This window comes from Bradyrhizobium sp. JR3.5 (genome assembly GCF_054057015.1).
Genome location: NZ_JBSRYV010000002.1, coordinates 102,015 through 127,152 on the forward strand (window position 1 = coordinate 102,015; position 25,138 = coordinate 127,152).

Here is a 25,138-nt window from a genome sequence, read left to right on the forward strand (position 1 = left end):
TCACAGCGGCTTTACCGCTGCGATGTCAGGCGGATGACGGTTTTCCGCTCAAGCGTGCGTGCACACCGGCCTTCCGCGGCAGGATTGCTGCCCTGCCGCGCATCCGGGATGTCACCAGCTCGCCGGGAGCCGCTTCAGCCCGCGCAGCACGAAGGTCGGCCGCCACTCCGGATTTTCCGCGTCATCGAGCCGCAGGTCGGGGATCCGGCGCAGCAGCGTCGAGATCGCGATCTCGGCTTCGATCCGCGCCAGCTGGGCGCCGAGGCAGAAATGGATGCCGCCGCCGAACGACAGCGGCTTCACGTTCGGCCGCTGGATGTCGAGCTTCTCGGGATGGTCGGGATAGACGGCCTCGTCGTGGTTGGCCGAGCCCAGCAGGCACAGCACGCTCTCCCCCTTCGGGATGCGCTTGCCGCCGAGATCCTCGATGTCTTCCAGCGCGACGCGGCCGGTCAGCTGCACCGAGGAATCGTAGCGCAGGAACTCCTCGATCGCATTGGTGATCAGCCCCGGATTGGCCTTCAGCAGCGCGAGCTGGTCCGGGTTGCGGAACAGCGCGAGCAGGCCGTTGCCGATCAGGTTCACGGTCGTCTCATGGCCGGCGCCGAACAGCAGGATGATGTTGGCGGTCAGTTCCTCGTTGGTCAGCTTCTGGCCGTTCTCCTCGGCCTGCACCAATTGTGTGGTGAGGTCGTCGCCGGGCTGTTTGCGGCGCAGCTCGAACAGCTGGTGGAAATACATCGCGGCCATCGCGTTGCCGGCGTTGCCCTGCTTGATCTCCTCCGCCGTCAGCGGCACCGGCTCGAGCAGGCGGCCGCCGTCGCGCGAGCCGTTGTAGAAGGCATCGCGATGCTCCTCGGGGATGCCGAGCATGTCGCAGATGATCGTCACCGGCAGGCGGAATGCGAAATCCTCGATCAGGTCCATCTTTCCTTGCGGAATGATGCGGTCGAGCGTTTCGTCGACGACGTACTGAATCCGCGGGCGCATGTCCTCGACCCGGCGCGCGGTGAACGCCTTGACGACGAGGCCGCGCAGGCGGGTGTGGTCGGGCGGGTCCTGCTGCAGCATCCAGTGGCTCATGCTGCGGATGACCGGCTCCTCCATGATCTTGGGGCCGTAGCGGCGGATCGAGCGCTCGACATAGTCCTTGCCGAACCGCTTGTCGCGCAGCACGAGGCTCGCCTCGGCGTGCCGGCTGGCGACGAAGGCGCCATGCACATTGACATGCATCGGATCGAGGCGGCGTAGCCGCTCATAATACGGATAGGGATTGCGAATGAATTCGGGCGCCAGTGGATTGAAAAGCGGCTCGCCGCTGGCCGGCTGAACTTGCTCGTTCATGGTGACCTCGTTCGTGCGCTACGCCGGTGCCTGCACTCTGGCGCGCCTTGGTGTCATCCTCAAGACCGCACCAACACGGGTGCGGCCATTCTGGTTGTAGCAACTCTTGTCTTAATCAAATGCAACTCGATACACTCTTGTATCGAGTTGCATTGTGCCCTAAACTGCAGCGATGTCAAGGGTTCGAACCAGACCGACACGGGACGACACCTGCGAGAAGCTGTTCGAGGCGGCGGCGCGAGTGTTCGAGGAACAGGGAATCGGCGGCGCCAGCATCGAGGCGATCGCGGCTGCGGCGGGTTTCACCCGCGGCGCCTTCTACTCGAACTTCAAGAGCAAGGACGAGCTGATCTTCGCGATGCTCGAGGATCACGTCGAGCAATCGATCCGGCGCAATCTCGATTTGCTCACCAAGCACAAGGACCTGGCCGACTTCCTGGAGGCATTGCGCACCGTGGACCGCAGCCGGCAGGATCCGCTCGGCCGCTCGCCTCTCCTGCATATGGAGATGATCCTGTTCGTGGCGCGCGCCGAGAAGCGCCGGCCCGAACTCGCCAAGCGCCTGCGCGCGCGGCGCAAGCTGATCGCCGACATCGTCGAGACCGCGCAGAAGAATAGCGGCAGGAACGCCAGACTCAATCCGGACTGGACCGGCGCGATCGTGCTGGCGCTGGAAGATGGTTTCCGCCTGCACCGTCTGATCGATCCGGAGACCACCCCCGCCGACAGTTGCCTGCGCGCGATCACCGATCTGCAGCGGGCGATCGGCGTTTCATCCGCCTGATGTGTCAGGCCGCGCTGGCGGCCTTGTGCATCTGGCCGGCGACGGCACGGACCTTGCGCGGCGAAGCCTGCCAGATCGCGAATGCCGACAGCAGGCTGACGGCGATGCCGAGCAGGAACGCGCTGGTATAGCTGCCCGAGAGATCGTAGAGCTGGCCCGTGATCCAGGGACCCGCGGCTCCGCCCGCGAGTGCGGCCAGCATCACGGTGCCGAAAATGCTGCCGTATTGCTTGCCCTGGAAGATCTCGAGCACCACCGGTCCCATCACGGATGTCAGGCCATAGCCGAGCGCGCCCTGGGTGAAGACCATGAGATAGATCAGTGCCATGCTCGGCCAGTATTTCAAGGCGGCGAGCGCGGCAAAGCAGATCACGAAGCCCAAGCACGAGATCGCCCACACCCATTCCCGGCCGATGCGATCGGAGAGATGCCCGAGCCAGATCTGGCCGGGAATGCCGAGCAGGCTGACGACGCCAAGCGCCCAGACACCGACGTTGGAGCTGAAGCCGATATCGAGCAGGAATTTGGTCTGGTGCACCTGCACCGCATACCAGATGTACAAGCCGCAGAAATAGCCGGTCGCGATCCACCAGAACCGCGCGGTGCGCAGCGCACGCGACAGCGTCCAGTCGGTGCCGGCCCATACCGGATCGACGATGTTCGATGCCGGCCTGGCCGACGTCGCCGTCGGCGCCGCATCGCCATCCGGCTGCAGGCCGATGTCCTCCGGCCGCTTGTGCAGCAACAGGTTGATCGGCGCGAGCACGACCAGCACCACGATCCCCATTGCGGTGCAAGCGGTGCGCCAGCCGGTGTGCTCGATCATGTGCTGCACCCATGGCAACAATGTCACCGAGCCGATGCCGACACCGGCGAAGGCAAGCCCGATCGCGAGGCCACGGCGGCGGATGAACCAGTTCGGCACGAACAGCGATTGGCCGGAATAGCCGAGGCAGACGCTGCCGGAACCAACCAGCACGCCGATGGTGAGATAGAGATGCCAGGGCTGCGTGGTCAGCGGCGCCAGCAGCAGGCCGGAGCCCATCAAGAGCACACCAAGCTCCATCACCGCGCGCGGACCGCTGCGATCCATCAGCCGGCCGATCAGCGGGCTCGCGATCGCGGAAGCGACAAAGCCGAACGAGAATGCGCCCGCCGTAACGCCGCGCTCCCAACCGAATTCAGAGATGATCGGCGGATAGAACAGCGAGAATGCCGTCCGTGCGTTGACGCCGATCGCCATGGTGACGAAGGTCACCGCGACGATGACCCAGCCGTAGAAGAAGGGAAGTCGCATTGAAGCCTTGTGGCAGATTTGGACTGTCGATGCATCGGATTTTTCCACGGGGAACCTGGTGCAGATCGGTTAAGCTCTGCCGCACGCTTTCATCCCCTGCTGGGCGAAGGTGAAGAGCGCGGCACCAAAGTCAGCATCATTGAGTGAAACGCCAAGCGGAATATTTTCTTAGAATGGGTTTGACAGGTTTTGCTGATTTGCTGTCGAGACTGGGCAAGGACGTGCAATTAGTTCGCCAACGCCGGATAAAATGATGTGTATGGGCGGCTGCAACTGCACGGCATCAGAATCTCCTTGCCGAGGGTGAATACGGTTGGAGGGCTCTCGACGCCGTGTATTCCGCTGGGCGACATCAATTTCGCAAGAAGGTCAGCCAATCGTGTGAAGCAATTCATAGAATCGGGCCTATAGCGGCAGGCTTGCCGTGCGACATCGACACCTCGGCCCTTTCGAGCTGACATTCTGTCGCACCCGCAGGAATCCTGGCCCGGCGGTCTGGCCGCCCCTGCACCACTCGGACGGGAGCTTGGCTCAAGGTTCCAAGCCATCTAGGATAGGATTGCCGGGATCGCGAAATCAGGTCGCCTATGAGTGATGATGGGGCGGACAAGAGCGAAGGGCAGGCCGTCCGGACCGAGCAATCGGATCTTCGGACCGCAGGCGGCGGACTTGTGCGACAACAAGCCGTTGTGCTGCTCGTCGATCTCGTGGAGTCGGTGCGGCTCATGCGCCAACATGAGACGGACAGTGTACGCCGTTGGGCCGACTTTGTTCAGATCGTAGCCAGCCAAATTCTACCCCGCTATCGCGGCGTCCTGGTGAAAAGCCTTGGTGACGGATTGATGGCGCGCTTCGAGGTGGTGCCCGACGCTGTGGCTGCGGCAGCGGAGATGCATCGCACGCTTGCGACACAAAATGCCGGTATCCCCGAGGATCGTCAGTTTCACCTGCGTGCAGGGATCAATTCCGCCATCGCTTGGAGCGACGGCATCGACATCTATGGGACGGGCGTGAATCTGGCGGCCCGGCTGGCGACACTCGCAGGCCCGGGCGAAACCATTGCCAGCGCTTCCGCGCACGAACAGTTGGCGACCGCGCTCGCAAGCCTTGCCAATCCGGGCGAAACCATTGGCAGCGCCGCGGCGCGCGACGAACTTACGCACGGGGTGGATGCACTGTGCGAAGATCTGGGCGAATGCATTCTCAAGCACTTCGACAAGCCAGTGCGCGCGTATCGCGTTGGTCCAGCAAGTCCGCATCCCAGCCTTACCGCTCGGCGCGACTATGGGACATCCATGGAACCAACCATCGCCGTCATCCCCTTCAACGCGCGCAACGACGCGCTCGAACACTTCGATGTCGGCAATCTTATTGCCGACTGCGTGATCTGGCGATTATCGAAGTCGTCGAATTTGAAGGTCATCTCACGCCTGTCGACCAATGTCTTTCGCGGTCGGATGAGCGATGTCGCCGAGGTTTCGGCCCATCTCGGCGCGACCTATATCCTGAGCGGTGGCTATGTCGTGGACGCTGGCCGGATCCTGGTGACGGCGGAGCTTTCCGCTGCGCGTACCAACCAGGTGGTCTGGACCGATCGGATGAGAGGAGACATTACGGACCTGTTGCAGCCCGAAAGCGAACTGGCCCAGCGCATCGCAAGCGCGGTGCATCTGTCCGTCTTCGACGCCGAAGTCGAGCACGTTCTGACCCAACCGCTGCCGACATTGCAAAGCTATTCGCTGCTGCTCGGCAGCATCCGGCTGATGCATCGTTCCAGCAAGGATGAATTCCTCCAGACCCGCAAGATCCTCGACGAACTGATTGATCGGCACAGCCGGATTGCAGCGCCGCGCGCCTGGCTCGCCAATTGGTACATCCTGCGTGTTACGCGTGGATGGTCGGAGGACCGGAAGCGCGAGGCCGCCGAAGCTCTGAACGCTAGCCACGCGGCACTGGACCGCGACCCATCGGACGCGCTTGCGCTGGCGACCGAAGGGTTCGTCCACTGCCATCTGCTGAACGATCTCGATACCGCCCGCAAGCGATGCGATCAGGCTTGTCGATGCGAACCCGAGCCATGCGCTTGGCTGGCTGTATCGCGGCACGGTGAACGCTTTCAATGGAGAGGGCGAGGCTGCCGTCGTGGCGACGCGACGAGCATTGGAGCTCTCCCCGCTTGATCCGCAACGCTACTACTTCGAGTCGCTCGGCGCCACTGCCGAACTTTCCGCACATCATTACGAAGAAGCCGAGCGGCTTGCCCGTTCATCCCTGATACTCAACCGCATGCACCCCTCCACCTGGCGGGTGCTCACGATTGCGCTCGTCTCACAGGGACGGCTGGATGACGCGCGCGCCGCATTAGCCAGCATGCGCAGGCTTGAACCGGCATTGACCGTCGAACGATACATCGCGCGCATCCCGAATGCGCAACTCGAGACAGGCAGGCAGTGGGCGCGCTGTCTGGAAATGGCGGGTTTACCAACGACGAGCTGATTTTCACCCAAGCAGACTTTATTCATAGGGAGGCGGCAATGGCTCAGCTAGGCGGTGCGGGAGGTGCAGGCGGCGCAGGTGGTGCGGGCGGAGCCGGAGGCGCCGGCGGAGCTGGCGGGGCTGGGGGCGCCGGCGGAGCTGGAGGATCATTCCTTGGAACGCTCGCCGACGCCTATGCCAATTCAATCATGGTCGATGCGCTGATCCTCGGGCGCGAAGGTACGATCGTCCCCGAGCACCATTGCTACGCACCGCCCCTACCCGTGATCGATGACAGGCATCAATTGGAGCGCTGGGAGCCGTGGATTCGCGCCTATATCGCGATCGGAGAGATGATGCACGGGATAACGCTTCGAAAAGCGCCGTCCGGTCACGCTTTCCAGGTGCTGTCTTCCGCGTCCCTGATCGCGGAGGTCGGACGTCCGAAGCGGACGACCTTCGAGAAACAGATCCCGCTGGTGCTGAGCTGGGCCGAACTACGCTCCGAGCGCGCCACCGAGATCATGGCACAGATCGATCCGCAATACGCGTTCTGGTCGTCGATCGTCTACCTGCATCCCGACCGAACCCGGCGCACCTTCGAACTCATCAACCTCGTGCTGCAATTCTGCGTCTACGTGGAAATGCGGTTCAAGCATGCGATGGGCTGTTACCGCCCCGTTGAATACAACGCCGAAGTGCAGCCGATGATCACAACCCCGGGCCACGGCACCTTCCCGATGGGGCATGCAACGCAGGCCTATGCAGTGGTCCACGTGCTGAAAGCACTGCTGGGGCTCAATCCAGCGAAACCGCGACACAAGATGGTGATCGACCAGCTCGAGCGCCAGGCGGCACGCATCACGACCAACCGCGTGATCGCCGGAGTTCACTTCCCCGTCGACAGCATGGCAGGACGACTGCTGGGTATTGCCCTTGGCGAATACTTTGTCGGGCGTTGCAAGTCAGGCCACAAATTCAGGCGCCGCAAATTCCTCGCCGCCGGAATCGACAACGCCCCGAAGACGGATTTCAATCCGTTCAGTACAAGCCAAAACATCCACGGCAGCGCATTCTACTCCGAAGCCGTGGGGCCGAATATCATGAAATCAAACCTGATGGAGTATCTCTGGGACGCAGCTCGTGACGAGTGGGTAGGCAGATTCCCGTAGGCGAAGCAGCGTCCTGCAATCCGAAGCGGAGGGTGTTCCATGGCCCAATACGACCTGCCGAAGTGTTTTGGCCCGTATCTCCGGTACGCGCTCTCGGCGAACTTCAGGAATTTCGAGTTCTTCGACGAGAAGAAGCGCCACAAGCTATTTTTCCTCGTGGAGTTTAAACAAGCCGACTTCGTAATTGCGTTCCGGAGAAAGATGAGGAGGGCTGGATTCCACGTCGCGTTCGGCCCAACCCTCGACGGCACGCGATACGCGACGCTTCGCAGCGAAAGGGCTGCGGTACTCAACGCGATCGGGCTGTCGATCTGGGATGAGTACGTCTCCCGAGTAGAGCTGTCGCTACCGGTGAGGCCGTCGCCGGCGGTGGCTTTCAGCAAGCGGAGGATGATCAGTCGCATGTGGCCAGGCAAGCGATCGGCCGGACCGCTCCTGATTGGCATGCTTGACGATGGCTGCCCATTCGCGGCCGCACAGTTTCTCAGGCACACCGCGAATGGCGGCCTCACCACTCGGATTCGTGCCATCTGGGACCAGAACCAGGGCCGGCAACCGGTCCAGGTCAAGGATGGCGCCGGCAACCAGTGCCTGTTTGGAGAGCCGCTGCAGGGTTTCAACTACGGCCTCGAATTCCAGCGCACCTCCGAGGCGCCCGGCACGCCGGCGCGACAAGTCGGCCTCGACGAATGGATCCAGTTGCACTTGACGCCGTCCGGCAGCGTCGACGAGGACGGCTGCTACGCGGATGCTGGCTTCACCAGCCTGAAGGGCCGGTCGTCACACGGCGCACATGTGATGGATGTACTCGCCGGCCGTATCCCGACCTCGTCGCGGATCGGCCCTGCAAGCGACCGCCGCGATCCGCCGAGTTGGCACAGCGCCAAGGATTCTGCGTCGAGCGTCGACGTGGTGTTCGTGCAATTCCCCGAAACCTGCATCAAGGACGCGACCGGCGTTTGGCTCAAGGCTTATGTCCTTGACGGCATCCGGTACATCCTTTCGCATGCCGAACCGAACAGGACCGAGCGCGTCATCGTCAACCTCAGTTACGGTCCGACGACCGGCCCGCACGATGGCACATCGGAACTCGAGGCGGCGCTCACCGCATTGGTCGCGGAATTCAATGGAGCCAACGGAAAGCCGCAGCTCGAAATCGTGTTGGCGGCGGGCAATGCCTATCTGATTGACGGCCACGTCGCCTTTACGCGAGACAACACGCAACCTGATCATATCAAATGGACCTGGCGGCTTCCGCCCGACAATTCCGTGTTGTGCTTTGCCGAAGTGTGGATGAAGACAGCCGATGCCGGCGGAGTCGTCGTTACACTCACCTCGCCCAGCGGCATTGTCTATGCGCCGTCGCCCCCGCCTTCCTCCGGTCCCTCCGGCCCAATTCCGCCTGCCGGGGTCGACATCCCAATTGTCTGGGGCAGTGACACGATGTGGCGGCTGCAGGTCGAACCAACCGTCGTCGCGCCGAAAATCGACCCGGCCGAGCATGGGGACTGGACTATCACGGTCACCGGTATCCGCGCTGCGGCGGAGCTCCACGCCTTTGTGGCGCGTACCGACCCTAATATGGGTGTCGCGCCCGGCGCCAAGCTTTCTTGCTTCGTCGACCCAAGTTGGGAACGAACTCGGTCGGCCGAAGCCAGCTATATCCGTGACCACGGAGAGTTTGACAGGAGCGGATCGCTGATCCGCCGCGACGGCACCCTCAACGGGATTGCGACCGCCGAAGACGCGGGGATACACGTGGCCGGCGGGTATATTCTCTCGAATGGACGCAAGTCGATCTATTCGTCGGCCGGCCCCGCGCGCAGCGGACCGCTCGCGCTTCGCCGCGGCCCGGATTTCGTGCTTCCCTGCGACGACTCGTACGCGCTCTCCGGCGTGCGTGGCGGGGGTAACAGAAGCGGCTCGGTTTTCAGACTCACAGGCACCAGCGCTGCAGCGCCTCAATTCGCGCGGGAGATCGCCGACGCGACTCCCCCGCAGCCAACCAACATTCCCGGCACGCCGGCGGAAATTGGTAAACGCGGCGGAGGTAACCTGGACGCCCCATAGCGTTTGCATCGGCCGCCAATTCTCAAGCCTATCTCAAACGCGTGACATTCGTGACCACGGGCGCGATCGAGTTGCTCCGGTCTACCCCAGCGCGTGGCTTTCATGCCCGAAATAAGCGCGCTCGAGCCGGTGCGCGAGGTCGCTCTCGCCGGTCACCGCCTCCAGCGCGATCGTCCCCTGCACCAGCGCGTAGACCCGATCGGCACACGCCAGCGCCTTCTCGAGCAGCTGCTCGACCAGCAGCACCGAGGTGCCCTGCTCGCGCAGCCGGCCGATGACGTTGAGGACGCGATCGACCAGCACCGGCGACAGTCCCGCGGAGGGCTCGTCGAGCATCAACAGCCGCGGACGGCGGACCAGGCCCTGCGCCACCGTCAGCATCTGCTGCTGCCCGCCCGACAGCGCGCCGCCGCGCTCGTGCCGCTTCTCGGCGATCTCGGGAAAGAATGACAGCGCCTCCTCGACGCGCACGGCGCGCTCGGCGCGCGGCAGGTCATAGCCGGCGAGCAGCAGATTGTCGGTCACGGAGATCTGCGTGAACACGCGATGTCCCTCGATCACATGCACGAGCCCGGCACGCGCGGCATCGCGCGGCGTGGCGTTGGTCATGTCGCGTCCGCCGAACCGCACTTGCCCGGCATTGACTGGCAACAGACCCGACATCGCGCGCAGCAGCGTGGTCTTGCCGGCGCCGTTCGGACCGAGCAATGCGACGACCTCGCCGGCGGCGATCGTCAAGTCGAGGCCGTGCAGCACGCGGATCTTGCCGTAGCCGGATTCCAGCCCGCGCACGTCAAGCAGAGGTTCAGCCGCCGAGGTAAGCACTGACGACCTCCTTGTGGACGCGAATCTCCGCCGGCGTTCCCGCCGCCAGCGTGCGGCCGAGATTGAGCACGGTGACCTGGTGACAGATATCGAAGATCAGGTCGGCATGATGCTCGACCAGCAGCACACCGGTGCCGCGGCCGCAGACCGCCTTGATCAGGCTGGCGAGCCGCTCGATCTCGTCGTTGGAGAGGCCAGCCGCGGGCTCGTCGAGCAGCAGGAAGTCCGGATCGAGCATCAGCGCCCGCGCGATCTCGATGAAGCGCAGCTCGCTGTGCTGCAGGCGATCGGCGCGCCCATCGGCGAGCGCCTCAAGCCCGACCACGCCGAGCAGCGCCCGCGCCTTGGCGGCGAGCAGGCGTTCGTCCGCGCCGTTGCGCGGCAATGCGAGCATCGCCTCGACGAAATTCGCCCTGCCCTCGATCGAACCGCCGATCATGACGTTCTCCAGCACCGAGGCTTCGCCGATCACGCGCGGTGTCTGGAAGGTGCGCGCGATGCCGCTGATCGCCCGCCGCACGGGTTGGCCCGCCGGCAACATCTCGTCGCCGAGCGTCATGGTGCCGGCCTTCGCGGCGTAATACCCGGAGATCACGTTCAGCGTGGTGGTCTTGCCGCTGCCGTTCGGGCCGATCAGCCCGTGGATCTGGCCGGGCGCGACGTCGAGATCGAGGCCGTCGATCGCCTTCACATTTCCGAAACTTAGCGCGATGCCGCGCAGCCGCAGCGTCTTGCCGCCGTCGCGCCGGCGCACGATGTCGGCGAGCGCCGCCGGGCGAGGAACGATGGCGCGGTTGCTGGCGAGCGGACGGCGGTTGCGGAAATCGAGCAGCGCCGCGATGCCGCCGGGCATCACCAGCACGATCAGCAGCAGCAGCACCGCGTAGAGGAAGGTCGACCACGCCGCGAGCGGCGCCGCGATCTCCGGCAGGATGGTCAGGATGATGGTGCCGAGCATCGGCCCGAGGATCGAGCCGCGGCCACCAATCAGGATCGCGATGAAGAACAGCACCGAGAGATCGAAGGTGAATGCATCGGGCGTGATGTAGGTCTGCAGGGTCGCGAACAATCCGCCGGCGATCGCCGCCAGCGCGCCGGCGAACAGGAAGATCGCGATCAGCATGTTCGGCTTGGAGATGCCGCTGGCTTCGGCGGCGACCTCGGCGTCGCGCACCGCGATCAAGGCACGGCCGAACCGGCTGCGCGCGACATTGGCGCTCATCCAGGTGGTGAACGCGGCAAATCCGATGCAGAGGCCGTAGAAGCCCCACGGCGTATTGAACGGCGCCGGGAATTCCGGACCAGCAATGCCGATGCCGCCGCCGGTCACGCTCTGCCAGGCCAGCGCGATCTGGGTCACGATGGTCGCAAAGCCCAAGGTCGACATCGCGAAATAGAAGGTGCGCAGGCGCAAGGCCGGCAGCCCGACGATCACGCCGAAGATCGCCCCGATCAGGCCTGCGACCGGCAAGGCGGCGAACACCGGGATGGCCGGCATCACGTTGCCGGCGACCAGCACGCTGGTCGTGTAGGCGCCGAGCGTCAGCAGCGCGACATAGCCGATCGCGAGATGCCCCGCGAAGCCGACGACGAGATTGAGGCCCGACACCAGCACCCAGTAGATCGCGGCGCGGGTGCCGATCAGCACCCAATAATCATTGCTGACGAAGGGCAGCAGCACGGCCAGCACGAGGATGCCGAGGAACGGCACGATGTGCGGCAGCGCCGCGCGCCATGCGGCGCTGTCGGTTCGGGGCGGCGTGGCTGCGACCGACGTCATCACACTCTCCGCGCGGTCGAGGCGCCGAACAGCCCTTGCGGCGCGGCGAGCAGCACCACGATGAACAGCGTGAACACCGCGACCGAGGAGAAGATGCCGCCGACCAGGAAGTTCGCCGCCTGCTGGAACAGGCCGAGCGCCAGCCCGCCGATGATCGCGCCTCTGTTATTGCCGAGCCCGCCGAGCGCCACCGGCACGAAGCCGTAGAAATTGAGCAGCGCGCCATTGGCGAAGAAAGCGAGCAGCAACTGCCCGCCGGAGAATCCGGCGATGCCGCCCACCACGCCGGCGAGCGCGTAGCTCGCGATACGCAGATTGCGCTCCGGCAGGCCGAGCGCCCGCGCCGCGAAATTGTCCTCCGCGATGGCGAGGAACGCGCGGCCGACCAGCGTGCGGCGGTAGAGATATTCAAGGCCGATGATGGTGACGGCGCAGGCGGCGACCGGCAGCCAGAACTTCTCGTCCCAAACACCCTCGCCGAATCCTGCGATGCGCGGGAACGGTTGCGGCTCGGTGCCCCATTTGATTGCCGTGACCTGCTGGATCATCAGCGCGACCGCCAGGGTCGAGAGCACGTAGAGATGCTGGTCGAGGCTCTTGAGCACCGGCCGCACCGCGACGAATTCGGTGATGATCCCGATCACCGCGCAGCAGAGCAGGGTCAGGACGAAGCCGACAGCGATCGGCAGGCCGAGCTTCAGCGTGAACATCGAGCCGAACACGCCGCCCAGCATCGCGAGCTGGCCGGCGGTGAAGCTCATCACCCGCGAGGTCGAGAACATCGTGTTGTAGGTGACGCCGACCAGCGCGTAGATCGCGCCCGCCGCGAGACCGGATGCAAGGATCGAGGCCAGCATCGGCTGCGCCCTCGCCCTGCTATGTGTATCCCGGCGCCAGCGCGAAGGTGCCGTCCTTGGCGGTCGAGGCTTCCGACATCACGATCTCTTCGGTCAAATAGCCGTTGTGCTGGGTCGGCGAGAAGCGGTAGTTGCCGAAATAGCCGGGATAGGTCGACAGCGAGTTCCAGTAATTGACGATGCCGGCGCTGTCGGTCGAGCCGCTTTCCGCGACCGCCTTGGCGATCAGTTCGATGCAATCGATGCCGCCCGCGATCCACCACAACAGCGTGTCGTTCAGCGCGATGTTGGCCTTGGTCAGCCGCGCGACCAGATCGGCGCTTTTCGGCGGCAGCTTGCCGGCGCTGTCATAGCTGCAGCTCTTGTAGCCGATCGCATAGACCTTCTTCCAGTTCTCCGGCTTTGCAACGAGGCTTGCAAGTTCACCAGACGCCAGCGAGGGATGTCCGACGAAGGGAACATCCCAGCTCATCGCGGCGCGGGTGTTGAACATGCGCGCCTCCATGCCGGTCGAGACGCTCCACACCACGATCGCCTCGGCGCCGGCGTTCTTGGCGCGCAGCATGTCCGGCGTCATGTCGGGCTGGGTGGCGTCGATGTTGGCCTGATAGACCACCTCGGCGCCGTCCTTCTTGAACGCCGCGACGGAGGCGCCGACCGCGGTGACGCCATAGCCGGTGGTATCGCCGATCACGGCGACCTTCTTCACCTTGAGGATCTTGAGGCAATAGTTGCGCACGGCGTCGTCCCATTGATTGTTCGACGGCGCGATGCGGAACGCATTGGGGAACTTGACCGGATCGATCAGGGTCTCGACGACGCAGGGATGCAAGTCCGGCATCTTGGCGCGCGCCATGATCGGCGTCGTGGCCAGCGCCTCACCCGAATTCAGCGGCCCCCAGATCGCGTGCACCTTGGCCTGGCTGATCAGCTCCTGCGTGGCGTTCACCGCCTTGGTCGGGTCGCCCTGGGTGTCGCGCATCACGAGCTCGATCTTGCGACCCTTCACCCCGCCCGCGCCGTTGATGGCATCGACCGCGAAGTTGACGCCGCGGTTGAACCCGACGGTCGGCGCCGAACTCGGGCCGGTAATCGCCGCGAGACAGCCGATCTTGATCGGTTCCGATTGTGCGATGGCAGGAGCCGGGAAGGAGAATGATGCGGCGCCCAATGCACCGGCGCTGCCCAACAAGACGTCACGGCGAGAAATGGCCATGTGATGCACTCCCTGTTTCCCTCTCGGCGCCCGTCATTTGTTGCGGAACGTCCGTTGATTGATTGTCCGCACGCTCTGGGGCCGCGGTTTGACAGCCTCAAGTTTGGGCCGGATGCGAAGGTCTTGTCCAGTCCCGCGGACGGCATTGGGATCAGCCGAACTTTCATGGCCTCGGCCGCCGCGTCCAGTGCTCGGCATTGACCGCGCCGACAGGGATCTCTCCGGCGACGATCTTTGCGACCTGACGCACGGTCTCCGACGATTGATGCTCGATGGCTTGCGGCGTCAGGCCGCCGACATGCGGGGTTGCAATGACATTGTGCAGCTTCGCGAGCTCCGGCGCCGGCATCTGATCGGGCGCGCGGCCGACATCCATCGCGGCGCCGGCGATGCGGCCCTCGCGCAACGCGGCCGCCAGCGCCGTCTCATCGACGAGGTTGCCGCGCGACAGGTTGATGAAGAAGGCGTGCGTCTGCATTCGCGCCAGCGCGGCCTGCCCGATCAGGTTCTCGGTCTCCGCATTGGCGATCGCGAGGCAGACGACGTAATCGGCGCGCGCCAGCAGATCGTCGAGCGGCACATGCCGGATCGCGGCATCGTCTGGCGTCACGAAGGGATCGGCGACCAGCACATTCATGCCGAGTACCTTGGCGATCCCGGCAAGATAGCGCCCGATGCTGCCATAGCCGATGATGCCGATCGTGCTTCCCGCGAGCTGGCGGCCCATCACGACCTCGGGCGCCCTGCCCGCATGATAGTCAGCGGTGGCGCGCGAGACGCCGCGCGACAGATCGACCATGAAGCCGAGCGCGAGCTCGGCGACCGACTGGACAAAGCCGGCGCTCGCCTGCGTCACCAGCACGCCGGCGGCGGATGCTGCCGCAACGTCGATATTGCGGATATCGACCGCACAGCGCACGAAGGCGCGGAGCTTCGGCAGCAGCGGAAAGATCTCCCCTCGCCCCTCCGTCATGCGATCGGCGACGATGATGTCGACATCGGCTGCGGCCTCGACGAGGGCAGCCGCGTCGAGCGCCGCGTCTCCCTCATACAGCCTGACGTTGGCGACCGCGCGCAGACCGTTCAGGCTGCGCTCGCCATAATAGTCGCGGCGCATCTGCGGGGTATGGGCGAGAAGGACTTTCACGCTTCTTTTCCCCCTAATAGCCAAGCGCATGCGGCAAGGCCGTGCTGATGGCGGGCACGAAGGCGATCACCAGCAGGCACAAGAGCAGCAGGCCGAGATAGCCCGAGATCGGCTTGATGGTCTGCTCGATCGGCACATTGCCGATCAGGCAGGCGCCGTAGAGCCCAAGACCAAGTGGTGGAGCAAAGAGTCCGAGCCCCATCGCGATCACAAGCACGACGCCGAAATGCAGGGGATCGATGCCGAGCTTGACGGCGACCGGCAGCAGCAGCGGCCCAAAGATGATCAGCGCCGCGGCGCCCTCCAGCACCGAGCCCATCACCACCAGCACCAGTATCGACAGCAGCATGAACAGCCAGACGCCGTGGCTGCCCGAGATCGCCAGCATGAGCTCGCCGACCGCGTGCGGCACCTGCTGCAGCGTCAGGATGAAGGCCAGCGACTGCGCGGCCGCGACGATGAACAGCACCAGCCCCGAACGCGTCGCCGATTGCACGAAGCAATGCGCGAGGCTTTTCGCGCCGAGTTCGCGGAACAGCAGGCTGCCGACAGCGATCGCGTAGACCGCGGCAAAGGCCGAGATTTCGGTTGCGGTGGCGAAGCCGCTCTTGAAGCCGAAGAAGATCATGAAGATCAGCCCGAACGAGGCGATCGCGCCGGTCCACAGGCCCGATACTGCGGCGCGCGGCTCGGCTTCCTGGTTCGCGGCGGGACGCTTGCCGAAGATGATCGATACAGCGATTAACGCCAGCGCCATCAGCGCGGCGGGCAGCATGCCGGCGACGAACAGTCCGCCGATCGACAGATTGGCGACGAAGCCGAGGATGATCAGGTTGATGCAGGGCGGAATGGTCTCCGCCATCACGGCGGAGGCCGCGAGCAGCGCCACGGCGCCGCCCGGGTTCTGCCGCGAGCGGCGCGCCGCTGGGATCAGCACCGAGCCGACCGCGGCAACGTCGGCCATCTTGGAGCCCGAGATGCCGGAGAACAGCACCATCGACATCACCATCACGACGTTGAGCCCGCCGCGCATCCGTCCGACCGCGCGCTGCAACAGTTCGATCAGCCGGACCGACATGCCGTTGGCTTCCATGAGGTAGCCGACCAGGATGAAGAACGGGATCGCCAGCAGCACGAAATTGTCGATGCCACGCGCCATCTGCTGGGCGAAGATCACGCCGGGCAGCGAGCCCTCCACCCAGATGAAGATCAGCGCCGCCAGCGCCAGCGCAAAGCCGATCGGCAACCCGCCGAACAGCGTGAGGAAGAAGCCGACCAGCATCAACGCCTGCGACGACGGCACCGACGACGGTGCAAGCGCATCCCAGGCCAGGTAGAGACCAGCAATGATTGCGGTCGCGACGATGCCGGCCACCATGTCGCGCAGCGGCCTGCCGCAGAACGTCTCGAACGCGAAGACCGTCATGAACCCCGCACCGACGCCCATCGGATAGAACGTCCATTCCAGCGGCAGGCCGGAGCCCGAGGTCTGGCCGGTGGTCAGCCAGCCCATCTTGACGGCGTTGAACGCGACATAGAATGCGATGATGGTGACGAGCAGCGCACCGACCGCGTCGACGACCCGCCGCACGCCCGGCGGCAGCATGTCGACGAAGAAGGCGACGCCGAGATTCTCGCTGCGCGCGAGCGCACTCGCCGCGCCGAAGAAGCTCGACCCGACCATCAGCCCGCGGGCGACGTCGTCGGACCATTCGACGGGTGCATTGAACAGGAAACGGGCCAGCACCGAAACGCACACCACCGCGAGATCGGCGGCGAGCAGGATCGCGGCGATCGCGTCACTGACGGCGAGCAGCGGCGCCGTGATCCGATCAGCGCTGCTTCTCGTCGCGACTGCGGCGACTGACATGCGCCGACCTCAGGCCTGGGTGGCGCGGATCAGATCGACGACGGCCTTCGCCTCGGGCCGCGCCTTGATGAAATTGTCGGTCTGCGGCAGCACGCGCTTGCGGAATGCCTCCTTGTCGCATTCGACGACCGTGACACCCTTCTCGGACCAGGGTCGCCAGTGCCTCCTTCTCCACCGCGAGCCCATGCGCGCGGGTGCCAGTCGCGGCCTGCTTCGCTGCGTCGAGGAAGCCCTCGCGCAGCCTGGGGGCCATGCGATTGAAGGTCGTGTCGCTGAAATAGACCGCGAGCGGCGAGAAGATGTGCTGGGTCAGCGCGTAGTGCTTCGCCGTCTCGTAGAACTTGCTGGCCAGAATGGTCGGCGGATCGTGCTCGAGACCGTCGAGCACGCCGGCCTGCAGCGCCGTATAGATCTCGCCGAACGCCAGCGGCGTCGCGGCAGCCCCCATCAGGCGCAGGCATTCGGTGATGATCGGATTGGGCAGCGTGCGGATCTTCAGGCCGGCGAGATCTTCCGGCGTCTTCACCGGCTTCTTCGCCAGCACGCTGCGGGCGCCGAAATTGTAGGCCCAGGCGATGATGTGGATGCTGCCGCCCTTGAGCAGCGCATCCTCGATCGGCTTCGCCGCTCCGGCGTCGAACGCCCTTGGTCTGCTGCTGGTAGCTGGTGAAGAGGTAGCCGAGATCGAAAGTGCCGACCAACGGCACCAGGTTCGCCGAGATCGACGAGCCCGAAACCATCAGGTCGATCACCCCGAGCTTCACCGAGTTGATGACGTCGATCTCCTGGCCGAGCTGATTGTCGGGAAAGAAGGTGACCTCGATCTGCTCGCCGAGCCCGTTCGCCTTCAGGCTCTTGACGAGGTTGTCGTAGTAGACGCGGCCGTTGGCATATTTGGGATCGTTCGGAAGCGACGACGAGCATCGCATCTTCAAGGTCGCGGCCTGCGCGCGGCCGATGATCGCGGGCGCGGCAGCGAGCCACGCCGCAGCAGCAGCCGACGACCGCAACACGATGCGGCGGTTCACATGCTTCGACGTCATGATGGTGCTCCTCCCCAGGAACGGATCGTTTTTGTCTTCGCTTTGTCTTGGCGTTCTCGTGGCCGCCCGCCGCCTGGCGCGAGCTTGGCAACGCTTTTGTCATAATGTATGACAAAACACATTCGGTTGTGCAAGAGCACCGCGGCGGCGGTGCAGGCAACCAACCGCAGCGAGGCTTCCGATGTTCCAGACCTCCAACGTGTTGCGCCGGAGCGTGCACAGCCAGGTCGCCGACCGCGTCGGCAGCAGCATCGTGCGTGGCGAGATCGGCGTCGGCGAGACGCTGCCGCCGGAAATGCAGATCTGCGAGATGATGGATGTCAGCCGCACCGTGGTCCGCGAGGCAATGCGGACGCTGACCGGCAAGGGGTTGATCGAGTCGCGGCCGAAGAGCGGCACGCGGGTACGGCCGCCCGAGCAGTGGAATCAGCTCGATCCGGACGTGCTGCGCTGGCACCTCGAGACCGCGGAGATCGATCGCTATCTGGCGAAGCTGTTCCAGCTGCGCTCCGCGGTCGAGCCCGCCGCCGCAGCGCTTGCGGCGACCCATGCCGGGGAAGACGACATCGCCCGGATCCGCGCCGGATGCGACGGCATGGACGCGGCAAGAACCAACGAGGACTTCGTCGCCGCCGACATCATGTTCCATCAGGCGATCTATTTCGCGACCCGCAACGAGTTCTTCTGGCCGATCGCGCAGATGTTCGAGATCACCTTGCGTCAGAGCTTTACGATCGCAGCCCCCGGTTCGCACCGCCCGCGCGCGCTGATCGAGCACCGCGCGGTGCTGGACGCGATTGCCGCGGGCGATGCCGAGGCTGCACGCGAGGCCACGGTGGTGCTGCTGGCGCATTCCGCCGACGATCTGGTGCGAATTCGCGGCCGCGAGTTCGAGACGGCGGCGACGCGCAAGCGGCGACGGTGATGAGTACACGGCTCTCTCCCCATTGTCGTCGCTGCGAAAGCAGGAACCCATAGCCATCGATGCTAATTGGTTTGCGACGCTGGGGCCGCAGCTCGCTTCAGCCAGAGCGAGAGCGGCGCCGCTATTTCGACCGTGCCACCGTGGTGCCGTCCCAATCCTCATCGGTGGGATTGGCGAGCTGATGCCTGCATCGCGCGATCATCTGCGCTGACGCCTCATCCGTACCACGGAGTTGCAAGGACCTCTCGAACGCTGCGATCGCTGCGGTGAAATCACCGGCGCGCCAGGCCGCAAGCCCGGCCTCGTAGGAGGCGATCCAGTCGCGCGCGATCGCGCCCTCGTCGGCCATTGCGATCAACTCGTAGATTTCCAGCCCGCCGGCGCGGCCGTAGACGGCGAGCCGGTCGAGCTCGCGGACGACGATGCGGTCACCGGCAAGACGCCGCGTCTCCGGACCGATGATGATGGTCGATCCATAGACCTTGTTGGTGCCCTCGAGGCGGCTTGCGATGTTCACGGCGTCGCCGATCACGGTGTAGTTGAGCCGCACTTCCGAGCCGATATTGCCGACCAGCATGTCGCCGGAATTGATGCCGATCCGGATCCTGACCGCCTCTCCCTTGTCGTCGGCGAGGCCGGCCTGCGCGACCGCGCGCTGGCAGGCGAGTGCCGCCCGGCAGCAATCCGCGGCATGATCCGGATTGGCCGCCGGCGCGCCCCAGAACGCCATGACGGCATCGCCGATGAACTTGTCGATGGTGCCGCTCTCCTGCTGGATCGCCGCGGAGACGATGTCGAAGTAATGCGACAGCAGCGGAATGATGCGGTCACCCAGCCGTTCCGACATGCCGGTGAAACCGGCAAGGTCGACGAACATCACGCTCATCGGCCGCACCGCGCCGCCGAGCCGCGCACCATTGCCGTCGCTGACCAGCCGCCGCACCAGATCGGCGGGAATGTATTTGCGGAACGCGGCGAGCCCCTGCGCCATGTCGCCGATCGCACCCGACAGGTTTTCGATCTCGACAAGGCGCGACGGATGCCGCTCGACCTTGTCGAGGTCGAAGCGCTCGACATGCCTGATCTCGCCGACCACCTTGATCAGGGGCGCCGCGATCAGGCGCTGCGCCAGCCAGGCCGACAACAGCCCGGCGGCCGCGATCAGCACCGCGAGCCCGATCAGGAGATTGCGGATCGTCATCCGCACCGGGCCGAGGAATTCGGATTCCGGCACCACCGTCACCAGCGACCAGCCCGGGAACGAGATCGGCGTCAGCACGGCCTGATAGGCCTGCCCGTCCCGCGTGACCTGGGACCGGTACGCCTCGCCCTCGCCGGGATCGTAAGCCTTGCCGGCCTGCCTGACCGCGGCGACCGCAACCGGCAGCAGCGGATGGTCGGTCTTCAGCGCATTCAGCTCGTCGGCGTCAGCGTCGGGAGACGCGATCACGCCGCCGTCGCGGTCGAGCAGGAAGGCGCCCGCGGACTTGCCGACCGTGAGCTGCGAGAGGAAGTTCGACACCCGGGTCAACTCGATGATGATGGCGAGCACGCCGGTGCGCTGGCCGTCGACGTCGATCGGCACCGCCAGCATCGCGGCCAGCCGCTCGCCGCGGGGCAGCGTCGTCAGCGTCGACCATTGCTGGTCACGGGCCGCGATCGCATCGCGAAACCAGGGCTGCTCCGTGACCAGATATTTGCCGTCCTCGACAGTGCTGCCCTTCGGCTTGATGTCGATGCCGGCATAGTCGTATTGATCGGCCCGCAGCTTGCGGTCGGGCGAGATGGTCAGCATCTCGACGCCGGCGTCGCCGAGCTTGTGGGCGCCAAAAAACGAACCGTCCGGCCAGCCGAACGCAACCCACGAGATGGTCGGTTGCGACTGCAACTGCGACAGGAACACGAACTGCCGCTTGCGCGCGTCGCGGGCGTCCAGCACCTTCTCGGTCAACAGCGTCCGCACCGCCGTCATCGACGAGCGCGCTTCGGTCGTGATCGACTGCAATTCGTCGCCGACGGCGGAGACGATCTGGTCGTTGATGGTGTCGGCCAGCGTCTGGCTCACCCGTTGTGCGGTGCGCCACCACAACAAATGCACGCCGACGGCGCTGACCACGATCGAGGTCAGGACGAGGGCGGAGATGGCACTGCGGATGCCGATGCGCATCGATGAGGTCCGGGATCAGCGGTTGCTTTACCGCATTACGGAACATATCCGCGATTGTTTCGCCAGCGCGGGACGCAACGCAGCCCCCGGACACGGGCCTGTGACCATAGTTGAAGGCCTCAGTGACGAAACTTCTGGATTGTTGGCTGCGTACACGCCAAGACAAGCCAGCTATCCTTGAAGGTTCCTTGATGCACGACGTCACGATCCCGGCCGCCTTGATCGCCGGTCTAGTCAGCTTCCTGTCGCCCTGCGTGCTGCCGCTGGTGCCGCCCTATCTGATCTACCTGACCGGTGCGACCATCGAGCAGGTCAACCAGGACGGCGCCACCGCGGCCTCCAAGCGCGCGGTGATGATCTCGGCGGTCATGTTCGTGCTCGGCTTCTCGACGGTGTTCGTGGCGCTCGGCGCCAGCGCGTCGATCGTCGGCGGGCTGGTGCGCGCCTGGTCGGCCGAACTCTCGATCCTGGCCGGCATCGTCATCATCATCATGGGCCTGCACTTCCTCGGCAATCACCCGGATCGGCCTGTTGATGCGCGAGGGGCGGCTGACCGCGCCCAAGCCGGTCGGGCTGTGGGGCGCCTATGTCATGGGCCTGGCGTTCGCCTTCGGCTGGACGCCATGCATCGGGCCGATCCTCGCCGCGATCCTCTCGATTGCCGCCGCGGAGGCCACGGTGACCAAGGGCGCCGGCCTGCTCGCGGTGTATTCCGCCGGGCTCGGCATCCCCTTCCTGGTCGCCGCCTTTCTGGTCGAGCAGTTCTCCTCACTGTTCGCGCGGATGAAGCGCCACCTCGACACCGTCGAGCGCGTGATGGGCGTGTTGATGGTGATCACCGGCATCGGCTTCCTGACCGGCGCGGTGTCCGGCGTCAGCGTCTGGCTGCTGGAAACCTTCCCGGCGCTGCAGAATATCGGCTAGGGGCGTAACAAGCCCGCCATGTCAGGCGAAACTCCCACCATGACGCGGCCGTAGCTTTTGGCTCGTGCCGGTTGACGTGCGTTCGCAGTCAACGCCGGCGCAGGCTGCGTGGCGGAATATTGGGAGGGTTTCGCATGAATTTCATCGTCAACCTGCTGGTTCTGCTGCCGGCGCGGATCGCCTCGCATTTTTCCTGGACCGGGCCGCTGATCATGCGGATCATCGTCGGCTACACCTTCATGCTGGCCGGCTGGGGCAAGCTCACAAACCTCGCCCAGGTCACCGAGAACTTCGCCGGCTGGGGCATTCCGTTCCCGACCATCCTCACCCCCTTCGTATCCGGCGTCGAATGCTTCGGCGGCGCGATGCTGATCCTCGGCCTGTTCACCCGCATCCCCGCCGCGATGCTCGCGGTGGTGATGATCGTCGCGATCAAGTCGGCGAAATGGGGCGACGTCGACTCGCTAGAGACGCTGCTCGGGTTTGAGGAGGCGACCTATTTCGCCGCCTTCATGTGGCTTGCGATGGCAGGTCCCGGCGCCGCCTCGCTGGACCGCCTGCTGGTCAACGCGGCCGAGGGCCGGAAGGCGCCGACCTGAGTGTAACCCGGGAGGCTGGCTCACAATCCCGTGAGCCTGCGAGCCCCGATCCCGGCGGCCCCGTAGCTCAAACGACCCTTGCCTTCGGGAGCGCGCCATGAGACTTGTCGGTACCATCGCAATTCTCGTGGCCTTGAGCGCGTCGCCATCACGCGCGGCGGACGCTCCGGCATGGACCGGCTGGAGCCACGATCTGTTCGCGCGCGCCGCGACCGAGCAGCGGTTCGTCATCCTCGATCTCGAGGCCGTGTGGTGCCACTGGTGCCACGTGATGGAGAAGACGACCTACGCCGACCCCAAGGTGCAGGAGCTGCTTGCGGCGAAATATTTCCCGGTGCGCGTCGACCAGGACGCCAATCCGGATCTCTCGAGCCGCTACGGCGACTGGGGCTGGCCTGCGACCATCGTGTTCGCGCCTGACGGCAGCGAGATCGCCAAGATCAGGGGCTACATCGAACCCGAGCGGATGCAGGCGCTGCTCAAGGCCATCATCGACGATCCCTCGCCCGGCCCGTCCGTCGGTGAGGCGTTCGAGGTCAAGCCCGCCACATCGGCGTTTCTCGGCAAGGCGCAACGCACCGCGCTGACCAGGACATTCGACGAATCCTACGACGACAAACTCGGCGGCTGGGGCGAGAACCAGAAATATATCGATGCCGACAGTCTCGACCTCGCGATCAGCCGGGCCGAAGGCGGCGACGCGACGGCAACGAGCCGCGCAAGGCAGACGCTCGACGCCGCGACCGCGCTGATCGATCCGGTGTGGGGCGGCGTGTTCCAGTATTCCGAGGCCGGCTCCTGGAGCCATCCGCATTTCGAGAAGATCATCGCGTTCCAGTCGCAATATCTGCGGCAATACAGCCAGGCCTATGCGCAGTGGAAGGAGGCGAAATATCTCGCGGCCGCGCGCAACGTGGAGCGTTACCTGACGGATTTCCTGCTCGGCCCGGACGGCGCCTTCTATGTCAGCCAAGACGCCGATCTAGATCATGAGGTCGACGGCCACGCCTATTATGCGCTTGATGATGCCGCGCGCCGCAAGCTGGGCCTGCCTCGCATCGACAAGAACCTCTATGCGCGCGAGAACGGCTGGGCGATCTCAGGCCTCGTGGCCCATTATGACGCGAGCGCCGATCCCAAGGCGCTCGAGATCGCCGAGCGCGCCGCGAAATGGGTGCTCGCCAATCGCGCGCTGCCGGACGGCGGCTTCCGCCATGGCGACAGGGATCGCGGCGGCCCCTTCCTTGGCGACACCGTTGCGATGGGACAGGCTCTGCTCGATCTCTACGCCGCGACCGGCAATCGCGACTGGCTGACAGCCGCGGTGAGGGCCGGCGACTTCGCCGCGACGTTCCGCGACGACGCCGGCGGTTTCCTCACCTCGAAAACGCCGGAAGGACAAGCCGGCGTGTTCGCCAGGCCCGCCAAGCTGATCGACGACCAGATCCAGGTCGCGCGCTTCATGAACATGCTCAATCGTTATACCGGCAGCGACGGCACCCGCGAACAGGCGGCGCATGCGATGCGCTATCTCGGGGCGGCTTCAAGCGAGGTGCCGCGGCCGATGCCCGGCGTGCTGCTCGCCGATGAGGAGCTCGCCACCGAGCCGACGCATGTCACCATCGTCGGACACAAGGACGACGGCCGCGCGCAACGCCTGCATGCGATCGCTCGCGCCCTGCCCGCACGCTACAAGCGGCTCGAATGGCTCGACCTGCGCGAGGGCAGACTGCCCAACCCGGACGTCGACTATCCCGACCTCGGCGAGCCCGCGGCCTTTGCCTGCAGCAACCGCATCTGCTCGTTCCCGGCGTTCAGCGCCGCGGAATTGCAGGCCAACGTGGCCCAGATGGCGAAGCTGAAGCCGGCGCGCGCCGCGCAGAACTGATTAAAATGCAGACTGTGCAACGCAGCAAACCGGTCGGCTCGGCGCAATGAAATACTCTTTGGCCCACGGTGTTCGACATGGACCGGGCGTCAGACCCGGACCAAACAAAATTTTCTTTTGAAGCGCTGTAACCAAATCGCCTGATACCCCGTAGCTGATCTTGGACGAGCACTCAAATCGCGGGAAGCACCGCGCCGCGGACGCCCCTGCGATCTGATTGTTCTCCGAATGTCCATCCGTTGTGCGGTCCGGGATCGAACGATCGTCGGATGCTCACGGCGCCATGTTTTTTTCTTTCAAGCAATCACCGAGGAGATCGTCATGAAGTTGAGTTCGAAGTCCGGCGCAACGCTCGCCGTCGCTGCGGCCACCCTGTTCCTCGCCGGCTCCGTGGTTTCGACCACCTCGACGCCCGCGAATGCCGCCATGGGCAAGTGCATGGCCGGCAATGCCTGCAAGGGCCAGAGCGCCTGCAAAGGCGGCGCCAATTCCTGCAAGGGCCTGAACGCCTGCAAGGGCACCGGCTTCTCGCTGAGCTCCGAAAAGCAGTGCAACGCGATGGGCGGCAAGTTCGTCAAGAGCTGATCGCAATCGTCCCAAGAGGGCCCGGCGATGGTGCCGGGCCTTTCGCGCCACGGCGCGGATAAATGATCCCAGCATGGGTAACCAAAGCGGTGCATATCCGTAGCTATCCCTGGGTGCAGCCTTCGGCCAATTCACACGGTTTGCAGGCGCACCTTCAACCATCTTGCAAA

At 64.9% G+C, this 25,138-nt stretch carries 19 protein-coding genes and 2 pseudogenes; 10 read left to right on the top strand and 11 right to left on the bottom strand.

The genetic code is table 11. The features are described 5' to 3' along the window. Nucleotides 1-111: 111 nt before the first annotated feature. On the bottom strand, nt 112-1,344 hold the full coding sequence (locus tag ACVWW1_RS17115) for a cytochrome P450 (protein ID WP_456656772.1): 1,233 nt from the start codon (nt 1,342-1,344) through the stop codon (nt 112-114). Nucleotides 1,345-1,516: 172 nt separating this feature from the next. On the opposite strand from ACVWW1_RS17115, the gene ACVWW1_RS17120 reads away from it, so the two are divergent. Beyond that, nucleotides 1,517-2,128, top strand: coding sequence for a TetR/AcrR family transcriptional regulator (locus ACVWW1_RS17120; protein WP_456656773.1), 612 nt, complete (start codon nt 1,517-1,519; stop codon nt 2,126-2,128). 4 nt (nt 2,129-2,132) lie between these two features. Here ACVWW1_RS17120 and ACVWW1_RS17125 read toward each other — a convergent pair whose 3' ends face one another. Beyond that, the gene (locus ACVWW1_RS17125; RefSeq protein WP_207831728.1) at nt 2,133-3,425 is read right to left on the bottom strand and encodes an MFS transporter; all 1,293 of its coding nucleotides are present in this window, start codon (nt 3,423-3,425) and stop codon (nt 2,133-2,135) included. Between the two features lie 587 nt (nt 3,426-4,012). Here ACVWW1_RS17125 and ACVWW1_RS17130 point away from each other — a divergent pair. From ACVWW1_RS17130 to ACVWW1_RS17145, 4 genes are read left to right on the top strand one after another with little or no spacing between them, the layout of a single operon-like run. Next, nucleotides 4,013-5,605 carry an adenylate/guanylate cyclase domain-containing protein gene (locus tag ACVWW1_RS17130; protein ID WP_456656774.1) on the top strand — a complete coding sequence of 531 codons (1,593 nt, stop codon included), beginning with the start codon at nt 4,013-4,015 and terminating at the stop codon, nt 5,603-5,605. Next, nucleotides 5,586-5,921: a tetratricopeptide repeat protein gene (locus ACVWW1_RS17135; protein ID WP_456656775.1), complete on the top strand. Its 336-nt coding sequence runs from the start codon at nt 5,586-5,588 to the stop codon at nt 5,919-5,921. The genes ACVWW1_RS17130 and ACVWW1_RS17135 overlap by 20 nt, the downstream gene beginning before the upstream one ends. Beyond that, a complete protein-coding gene (locus ACVWW1_RS17140) occupies nt 5,876-7,072 on the top strand; it encodes a phosphatase PAP2 family protein (RefSeq protein ID WP_456656776.1) in 1,197 nt (398 codons plus the stop codon). Before ACVWW1_RS17135 ends, ACVWW1_RS17140 begins: the two co-directional genes overlap by 46 nt. A 39-nt stretch (nt 7,073-7,111) precedes the next feature. Beyond that, nucleotides 7,112-9,142 carry a hypothetical protein gene (locus tag ACVWW1_RS17145; protein WP_456656777.1) on the top strand — a complete coding sequence of 677 codons (2,031 nt, stop codon included), beginning with the start codon at nt 7,112-7,114 and terminating at the stop codon, nt 9,140-9,142. An 81-nt stretch (nt 9,143-9,223) separates the two neighbouring features. Here the strand turns inward: ACVWW1_RS17145 and ACVWW1_RS17150 are convergent, their stop codons facing one another. The 8 genes and pseudogenes from ACVWW1_RS17150 to ACVWW1_RS17185 form a co-directional block, all read right to left on the bottom strand. Beyond that, nucleotides 9,224-9,967 carry an ABC transporter ATP-binding protein gene (locus ACVWW1_RS17150; RefSeq protein WP_456656778.1) on the bottom strand — a complete coding sequence of 248 codons (744 nt, stop codon included), beginning with the start codon at nt 9,965-9,967 and terminating at the stop codon, nt 9,224-9,226. Then, complete coding sequence (locus ACVWW1_RS17155; RefSeq protein WP_456656779.1) at nt 9,948-11,747, bottom strand: branched-chain amino acid ABC transporter ATP-binding protein/permease; 1,800 nt, start codon at nt 11,745-11,747, stop codon at nt 9,948-9,950. The genes ACVWW1_RS17150 and ACVWW1_RS17155 overlap by 20 nt, the downstream gene beginning before the upstream one ends. Beyond that, nucleotides 11,747-12,604 (bottom strand): branched-chain amino acid ABC transporter permease, encoded by an 858-nt coding sequence (locus tag ACVWW1_RS17160; protein WP_456656780.1) that lies wholly within the window; start codon nt 12,602-12,604, stop codon nt 11,747-11,749. The genes ACVWW1_RS17155 and ACVWW1_RS17160 overlap by 1 nt, the downstream gene beginning before the upstream one ends. A 19-nt stretch (nt 12,605-12,623) precedes the next feature. After that, the gene (locus tag ACVWW1_RS17165) at nt 12,624-13,820 is read right to left on the bottom strand and encodes an ABC transporter substrate-binding protein (RefSeq protein WP_224943442.1); all 1,197 of its coding nucleotides are present in this window, start codon (nt 13,818-13,820) and stop codon (nt 12,624-12,626) included. Nucleotides 13,821-13,983: 163 nt separating this feature from the next. Continuing rightward, entirely contained in the window at nt 13,984-14,967 is a 984-nt protein-coding gene (locus ACVWW1_RS17170) for an NAD(P)-dependent oxidoreductase (RefSeq protein ID WP_456656781.1), read from the bottom strand. A gap of 13 nt (nt 14,968-14,980) precedes the next feature. Beyond that, nucleotides 14,981-16,837, bottom strand: coding sequence for a TRAP transporter large permease (locus ACVWW1_RS17175; RefSeq protein WP_456656782.1), 1,857 nt, complete (start codon nt 16,835-16,837; stop codon nt 14,981-14,983). After that, nucleotides 16,800-17,522 carry a TRAP transporter substrate-binding protein gene (locus ACVWW1_RS17180; RefSeq protein ID WP_456660602.1) on the bottom strand — a complete coding sequence of 241 codons (723 nt, stop codon included), beginning with the start codon at nt 17,520-17,522 and terminating at the stop codon, nt 16,800-16,802. The genes ACVWW1_RS17175 and ACVWW1_RS17180 overlap by 38 nt, the downstream gene beginning before the upstream one ends. A gap of 10 nt (nt 17,523-17,532) precedes the next feature. Then, a pseudogene (locus ACVWW1_RS17185) lies at nt 17,533-17,880 on the bottom strand (TRAP transporter substrate-binding protein); the annotation flags it as partial. A gap of 181 nt (nt 17,881-18,061) precedes the next feature. Here ACVWW1_RS17185 and ACVWW1_RS17190 point away from each other — a divergent pair. After that, nucleotides 18,062-18,805 (top strand): FadR/GntR family transcriptional regulator, encoded by a 744-nt coding sequence (locus tag ACVWW1_RS17190; protein WP_456656783.1) that lies wholly within the window; start codon nt 18,062-18,064, stop codon nt 18,803-18,805. 121 nt (nt 18,806-18,926) lie between these two features. Here the strand turns inward: ACVWW1_RS17190 and ACVWW1_RS17195 are convergent, their stop codons facing one another. Beyond that, nucleotides 18,927-20,972: an adenylate/guanylate cyclase domain-containing protein gene (locus ACVWW1_RS17195; protein ID WP_456656784.1), complete on the bottom strand. Its 2,046-nt coding sequence runs from the start codon at nt 20,970-20,972 to the stop codon at nt 18,927-18,929. A 191-nt stretch (nt 20,973-21,163) separates the two neighbouring features. Here ACVWW1_RS17195 and ACVWW1_RS17200 point away from each other — a divergent pair. The 4 genes and pseudogenes from ACVWW1_RS17200 (at nt 21,164) to bufA2 (ending at nt 24,968) form a co-directional block, all read left to right on the top strand. Then, nucleotides 21,164-21,896: pseudogene (locus ACVWW1_RS17200) on the top strand (cytochrome c biogenesis CcdA family protein). 134 nt (nt 21,897-22,030) lie between these two features. Next, nucleotides 22,031-22,495, top strand: coding sequence for a DoxX family protein (locus ACVWW1_RS17205; RefSeq protein WP_456656785.1), 465 nt, complete (start codon nt 22,031-22,033; stop codon nt 22,493-22,495). A gap of 97 nt (nt 22,496-22,592) precedes the next feature. Then, the gene (locus ACVWW1_RS17210) at nt 22,593-24,383 is read left to right on the top strand and encodes a thioredoxin domain-containing protein (RefSeq protein ID WP_456656786.1); all 1,791 of its coding nucleotides are present in this window, start codon (nt 22,593-22,595) and stop codon (nt 24,381-24,383) included. A 321-nt stretch (nt 24,384-24,704) separates the two neighbouring features. Beyond that, on the top strand, nt 24,705-24,968 hold the full coding sequence (gene bufA2 / locus ACVWW1_RS17215) for a BufA2 family periplasmic bufferin-type metallophore (RefSeq protein WP_176529856.1): 264 nt from the start codon (nt 24,705-24,707) through the stop codon (nt 24,966-24,968). The last annotated feature ends 170 nt before the right edge of the window (nt 24,969-25,138 follow it).

Excerpts from the sequence above, each read along its gene's own strand:
- ACVWW1_RS17115 (WP_456656772.1), bottom strand. The coding sequence starts at position 1,344 with ATGAACGAGCAAGTTCAGCCGGCCAGCGGCGAGCCGCTTTTCAATCCA.
- ACVWW1_RS17120 (WP_456656773.1), top strand. The coding sequence starts at position 1,517 with ATGTCAAGGGTTCGAACCAGACCGACACGGGACGACACCTGCGAGAAG.
- ACVWW1_RS17125 (WP_207831728.1), bottom strand. The coding sequence starts at position 3,425 with ATGCGACTTCCCTTCTTCTACGGCTGGGTCATCGTCGCGGTGACCTTC.
- ACVWW1_RS17130 (WP_456656774.1), top strand. The coding sequence starts at position 4,013 with ATGAGTGATGATGGGGCGGACAAGAGCGAAGGGCAGGCCGTCCGGACC.
- ACVWW1_RS17145 (WP_456656777.1), top strand. The coding sequence starts at position 7,112 with ATGGCCCAATACGACCTGCCGAAGTGTTTTGGCCCGTATCTCCGGTAC.
- ACVWW1_RS17155 (WP_456656779.1), bottom strand. The coding sequence starts at position 11,747 with ATGACGTCGGTCGCAGCCACGCCGCCCCGAACCGACAGCGCCGCATGG.
- ACVWW1_RS17160 (WP_456656780.1), bottom strand. The coding sequence starts at position 12,604 with ATGCTGGCCTCGATCCTTGCATCCGGTCTCGCGGCGGGCGCGATCTAC.
- ACVWW1_RS17165 (WP_224943442.1), bottom strand. The coding sequence starts at position 13,820 with ATGGCCATTTCTCGCCGTGACGTCTTGTTGGGCAGCGCCGGTGCATTG.
- ACVWW1_RS17175 (WP_456656782.1), bottom strand. The coding sequence starts at position 16,837 with ATGTCAGTCGCCGCAGTCGCGACGAGAAGCAGCGCTGATCGGATCACG.
- ACVWW1_RS17190 (WP_456656783.1), top strand. The coding sequence starts at position 18,062 with ATGTTCCAGACCTCCAACGTGTTGCGCCGGAGCGTGCACAGCCAGGTC.
- ACVWW1_RS17195 (WP_456656784.1), bottom strand. The coding sequence starts at position 20,972 with ATGCGCATCGGCATCCGCAGTGCCATCTCCGCCCTCGTCCTGACCTCG.
- ACVWW1_RS17205 (WP_456656785.1), top strand. The coding sequence starts at position 22,031 with ATGAATTTCATCGTCAACCTGCTGGTTCTGCTGCCGGCGCGGATCGCC.
- ACVWW1_RS17210 (WP_456656786.1), top strand. The coding sequence starts at position 22,593 with ATGAGACTTGTCGGTACCATCGCAATTCTCGTGGCCTTGAGCGCGTCG.
- bufA2 (WP_176529856.1), top strand. The coding sequence starts at position 24,705 with ATGAAGTTGAGTTCGAAGTCCGGCGCAACGCTCGCCGTCGCTGCGGCC.